General features: G+C 75.2%; 2 protein-coding genes. Both read left to right on the forward strand.

The window, feature by feature from the left end; translation table 11 throughout:
* Positions 1-186: 186 nt before the first annotated feature.
* Positions 187-1,290 (forward strand): hypothetical protein, encoded by a 1,104-nt coding sequence (locus tag ACFV4F_RS35230; RefSeq protein ID WP_380508813.1) that lies wholly within the window; start codon positions 187-189, stop codon positions 1,288-1,290.
* 40 nt (positions 1,291-1,330) lie between these two features.
* Positions 1,331-3,880: right-handed parallel beta-helix repeat-containing protein (locus ACFV4F_RS35235; RefSeq protein WP_380508816.1), on the forward strand; the 2,550-nt coding region annotated here is incomplete at its 3' end.

The raw sequence follows: 3,880 nt of genomic DNA on the forward strand, positions 1-3,880 counted from the left end.
GTCGTAGACCTCGCGGACGGTGTCGTTGAACTGCCGGACGGAGGCGAAGACGGCCGCGTACGCGGCGGGGGTGAGCGGGGGTTAGGTTGTCTGGAGGAGCAGCCGGGCGGGGTGGGGGCGGGGGGGGACCGCGCGGGCGCCACGCCCGCCGCCGACGGCCCGCGTCCGGGCCGGGTTTCGCGTCCGATGGTCGCGGCCGCCGTCGCGGTGGGCCTGGTGCTGGTGGGTGCGTCCGTCGTGGTCACGCAGCTGGGCGGGGGCGATCCGAAGCACGGTCCCGCGCAGGCGGACAACCCGCCCGGGTACGGGCAGGGCGGCGGCGACGGCGGCAACGGGTACGTGCCGGGCACCGACGGCAACAACGGTGGCAACGGCGGCGGCGGCAACGGCGCGCCCCCCGGAGACCAGGGCGCACCCGGCGGCACTGCACCGGGTGCCGCGGTGCCCGTCGGCGACCCCGTCGCGGGTGCGCCGAGCACGGACGCCGGTCAGCCGGTCGTCCCGGGCCAGTCGGCCGGTGCCCCTGCGGCGGGCGCGCCCGGGGCCGGTGGCGCGCCTGCGGCCCGGCAGCCCGGCACGGTGAACCAGGGCGGCGGCAACCCGGCGGCCACGACGGGTGGTTCATCGGGCGGCGGCTCCGGCGGGTCCGGCGGCGCCGGCGGCAACGCCCCGCAGCAGCCCGCGCCGGGGGCCGCCAAGCCCGCCGTCCCGGGCCAGCAGCAGCCCGCCCCGCAACAGCCCGCGCCCCAGCAGCCGGCCCCGCAGCAGCCCGTCCCGCCCGCGAAGCCCGCCGACCCGCCGCCCGTGGTGACGGTCCTCGGCCCGGGGTGCAGCGGCAAGGGCTCCTACCGGGAGAACGGCCGGTTCAGCAAGGGCATCGAGGGCTGGATCGGCAACTCCGGCGGCTGGAGCGGCGATGGCTGCAACGGCAGCTACACCTCGGTCCCGATGTACGGCGACGCCTCGAAGGACGACCCCTCCGCCTCGGTGGTGTGGACGTTCAACCTGGGCAACGCCAGCACCTGCGCCCTGTCCGTCTACGTCCCCGCGAGCGGAGACGTGACGAAGGTCGGCGGCCACCCGACGTACTACACGGTGCAGAGCGGCGGATCGGGCGGCTCCTTCAACGTCAACCAGACGGCCAGTCAGGGAAGTTGGGTGAACGTAGGCAGCTTCGCCTACAGCGGCTCGCTGTCCGTCACCCTCCACACCCGCGGCGTGGACTGGGGCAGCGGCGTGTCCCACGCCCACCACGCGGCGAGCGCGATCCGCGCGACCTGCACCTCCTGACCGCCCCACGCTCCACCCCCAACGAAGGGAACCCCCACGCATGTCACGCGCGGTGCTGACGGTCTGTGCGGAGCAGCGGGAGTCCGGCTCGCAGCCGGGCTTCTACCGCACGATCGGCGAGGCCCTCCAGGCGGCCCGCAGCGGCGCGGTGATCTCGGTGCGCCCCGGCCGGTACGAGGAGAACCTGGTGGTCACCAAGATGGTGACGATCACGGCCGAGGACGTCCGGGGCAGCGTGCGGATCAGTCCGCGCCGCGGCTCGGTGCTCCAAGTGCTGGCCGAGGCGGTGCAGTTGACCGGCCTGGTGCTCCAGGGCCGGGACGAGGAACTGCCCGCCGTGGACGTGCCGCGCGGCCAGCTCGCCCTCCAGGACTGCGAAGTGGCCGGCAGCGCGTGGACGGCCGTACTGACCCGCCAGCAGGGCGAGTTGGCGATGCGCGGCTGCCGCGTGGTGAACCCGGCGGGCGCCGGCCTGGTGGAGACCTCGACCGGTGCGAGCGTCATCGAGGACAGCGTGATCGAACACCTCGGCACCTCCGCCCTGGTGATCGGCGAGCGCGCCAACCCCACCGTGCGCCGCTGCGTGCTGCGCGACGCCCGGGGCAACGGCGTGTGCGCCAACGGCGAGTCCCGCGGCGTGATCGAGGACTGCGAGATCTCCGCAACCGACAAGCCCGCCATCGCACTCGAGGAGCAGAGCACCACCCGCGTGGTGCGCACGCAGATCCGTGACAGCGCGCTCGGCGTCTTCATCGGCTCCACCGCCCGCGTGGAGCTGGAGGACTGCACCGTCAGCGCCGTGCGCGCCCACGGCTACGTGCTCACCAACGGCACCGACCCGCTGCTGCGGCGCTGCCGCGCGGTCCGCACGCAGGGCAACGGCCTGCACGTCTCCGGACGCGCCAGGGGCACCTTCGAGGACTGCGAGGTGACGTCCGCCGTCCAGGCCGGCATCCACGTCGGGGAGTCCGCCGGGCCGAGCCTGGTCCGGACGGTGGTGCGCGACGGCGAGACGGACGGCGTCGAGCTGACCGGCGAGAGCGCGGCCGAGTTCGACCGCCTGGAGGTGCGGGACGCGGCCGGCGCCGGGGTCGTCGTCCGCGACGGCGCCAACCCGCTGCTGCGCCGCCTCGCCGTCACGGCCGCGGCCGGGCACGGCGTCGAGGTGCTGCGCGACGGGCGCGGCCGGATCGAGGACGCCACCGTCGTCGACTCGGGACGCGACGGGGTGCGGATCGAGGACGGCGCGAACACCTACGTCGGCGGCAGCACCGTGCGCGGCAGCAAGGGCTGCGGGATCTCGGTCGGCGCCGAGGGCGTCGCGACGCTGCGCGACGTCGACGCCGAGGACAACGCGTACGACGGCGTGAGCGTCGAGCACGACGGCGAACTCACCGCCACCCGGGCCGGCCTGCGGGCCAACCGGCGGCACGGCCTGCACCTCCTGCCCGGCGCCAGGGCGACCCTGACGGGCTGCCGGATGACCAACAACACCGTGGACGGCGTCCGTTCGGAGTCCGCGGAGCCCGTCCGGCTGAGCGACTGCGTGGTCGCCGAGAACGAGGGCGCGGGCCTGCGGCAGACCGAGCCGACCGAACGGCTCGCCGTCGAGCACCTGGACAGCCGCGACAACCGCTCCGCGGACGCCCACGGCACGGCCGCCGCGGCCGCCGCGACGACCCCGGCCGCCGTGGAGGCCGCTGCGGACGGCCCGGCCGGTGAGGCGGCCGCCCCCGTGAAGGAGCAGGGCCCGCAGGCCGTCCTGCAGACCCTCGTCGGCCTGGAGGGCGTCAAGGACCAGGTCGCCACGCTCGTCAACCTCAACAAGCTCGCCCGCCGCCGCGAACAGGCCGGCCTGCCCGCCCTCCCGATGAGCCGCCACCTCGTCTTCGCCGGCCCGCCCGGCACCGGCAAGACCACCGTCGCCCGCCTCTACGGCGCGATCCTGGCCGAACTCGGCGTGCTGCGCAGCGGGCACCTGACCGAGGTGGCGCGCGCCGACCTGGTCGCCTCCATCATCGGCGGCACCGCGCTCAAGACCACCGAGGTGGTCAAGGAGGCGCTCGGCGGCGTGCTGTTCATCGACGAGGCCTACACGCTCTCCGCGGGATCGGGCGGCAGCGGCCCCGACTTCGGCCGGGAGGCGATCGACACGCTCGTGAAGCTCATGGAGGACCACCGCGACGACCTCGTGGTGATCGTCGCCGGGTACGAGGACGAGATCCGCGAGTTCCTGGCCTCCAACCCGGGCCTCGCCTCCCGCTTCAGCCGCACCGTCGAGTTCGAGAACTACAACGACGACGAGCTCACCACCATCGTCGAGCGGGCGGCCGCGAGCCACGGCTACGAACTCGCCCCGGGCACGCGCGAGGCCCTCGCCGTCCACTTCGAACGGATGCCCAAGGGCCCGGACTTCGGCAACGGACGGGCGGCGCGCAAGGTGTTCGAGGAGATGGTCGACCGGCAGGCCGGGCGGCTCGCCGAACTCGAGCAGTTCGACAACGCCGACCTCACCCTGCTCCTCCCGGCCGAGGGCGGCGTGGTGGCCGCGGCGGGGGTCGCGCGGGCCGCGGCGGGGGGGGTGGAACCC

It is taken from the genome of Kitasatospora sp. NPDC059722, from assembly GCF_042733235.1.
Classification (GTDB): domain Bacteria; phylum Actinomycetota; class Actinomycetes; order Streptomycetales; family Streptomycetaceae; genus Kitasatospora.

Coding starts and splice junctions, on each gene's coding strand:
- ACFV4F_RS35230 (WP_380508813.1), top strand. CDS start 187: ATGGTCGCGGCCGCCGTCGCGGTGGGCCTGGTGCTGGTGGGTGCGTCC.